General features: G+C 64.6%; 2 protein-coding genes. Both read right to left on the reverse strand.

Annotated elements, in window-relative coordinates; translation table 11 throughout:
* On the reverse strand, positions 1-490 hold a 490-nt coding region (locus tag HX846_RS30260), incomplete at its 3' end, for a glycosyltransferase family 2 protein (protein WP_178966790.1).
* A 3-nt stretch (positions 491-493) separates the two neighbouring features.
* Positions 494-1,816 (reverse strand): poly-beta-1,6-N-acetyl-D-glucosamine N-deacetylase PgaB (gene pgaB / locus HX846_RS30265; protein WP_178966791.1); only part of this gene is annotated, 1,323 nt, incomplete at its 5' end.

The following is a 1,816-nucleotide window of genomic DNA, read 5'->3' on the forward strand; positions in this document are numbered from 1 at the left end:
CGTCGATGCACACCAGGTATTCGCTGCGCGCTGCTACCGCGCCCATGCGCAAGGCCACAGCCTTGCCCTGGTTTTGCGCCAGGTGCAGCACCCGCAGGCGCGGCTCTTTCAGCGCCAGCGCATCGAGCACGGCGGCGGTGTTGTCGCTGGAGCCGTCGTTGATCGCGATCACTTCGATGTTACGGTATTGCTGGGCCAACGCGGCACCGATGGTCTCGGCGGCGTTGTCGCCTTCGTTGTAGCAAGGGATCAGGATCGAGATCAGCGGCTCACCGGCCAGCACCGGCGCCGGCGTGTCATCCGCCCACGGCCAATGGCGCTCCCAGTGCAGCCAGAAGTACAGGCCGCCAGCGATCCACAAGCCGGACATGAACAGCGGATAGAAGAAGACGAAGTCCATCAGGAACTGCCCGGTGACCAAAAAGATCAGCCCAAGGGGCACACCCAATACCAATGACAAGACGATAAGCGCGAGGATTCTGTCGAACATGAGTCAAGGATTCCACTGGTTGGAAAGGGCCGGACGCACGGTTTTCAGATCCGGCGAATTCTCCAGGAAGTTGTCGGGGTAGTAGCCAAAACTGGTCACGCCCTGACGCTTGAGCACGCCCATCCACTCGGCCATTTGTGCACCGTCCAGATCGGGGGCGGCCGAGGTGCGCCAGTCCTTGGCTTGCAACTCGAAGACTGTGCGTTGCAGCGCGCCGGGGCGGGCCTTGACGATGGCCACGAGCTTTTCCAGCCAGGCGTTGGAGCCCTTGAGGTCCTGGCCTTCCATCAGCGGCATGGCCATCGGCGCAGTCCAGTCGTAGCTGGTGAGGAAGTCGTCGAGGTTCTGCGCGAACCAGGCTTCGCTGCCCGGGTTGAGCATCGGTTCGGCGAAGATATTGCGTGCGGTCTGCACCTGCGGGCCGCGCAGCGTGCGGACCTTGGCGGTCAGCTCATGGGTGAAGTCGATCAGGTAGCGGCTCTTGAAACGCGTCCAGCGCTGCATCACCGCAGGGTCGGCGCGCAGGGCTTCGATGGTGTCCGGCAGGCCATTGGCGGCGTAGGCCTTGAGCGCCAGCGGGCTGGCGTCTTCGAAGTCCGACAGCACCGCGTCGTCGTGGAACAGCACGCCGTCGATGGCACTGGTGCGCGCCAGGTCTTCGTAGATCTCACCGATGACCTGCCGCACTTTCGGATCGAACGGCGACAGGCGCTGGTACTGGTCCGGGTCGATGGCGACCTTGCCGGTTTGCGGGTCCCAACGGGTGACGCGGGGCAGCTTCGAATCGAGGGCGAAACTGAGCACCGGCATCCAGGCAAATACGCTCACGTGGGCCCGGGTGCGCAGTTGCCAGGTGACGCGGTTGAACAGGTCGGCGCGCACCGGCAAATGGCGGTTGGGGAAGTACAGCGAACGCACCAGGCCATCGCCCTTGGGGTCGGCGAAAGCCTGCAGGAACACGGTGCTGGCACCCATGTCGACCACGCGCTGGATCAGTTTGTCGAGGTTGCGCACCTGCTGTTCCGGGTCCGGGTCGTAGACGTTGTCCAGGTCCACATGCAGCACCCGCAGCGGGGCTTCAGTCTGGGTCGCGACGATGGCGTTGGCGTAGTGTTCGCCGTCCGGGTCGGAGGCCACCAGGAAGCGCGGGCTGCTCATCAGGTTGCCGAGGCTGTCGAGACCGTCTTCCAGGGTCAGGGCCATCTGGTAACCCTGCTCGCCCACCACCGCCAGCGAGGTGCCATCGGCAGCGCCGTAAGGCCACACCCACACGCGCGGCGCCTTGCCGGTGACGGCGCGGATCTTGTTGGAGATCGCCGTCACGTC

Source organism: Pseudomonas sp. K5002 (assembly GCF_013386655.1).
In the GTDB taxonomy this organism is placed as follows: Bacteria; Pseudomonadota; Gammaproteobacteria; order Pseudomonadales; family Pseudomonadaceae; genus Aquipseudomonas.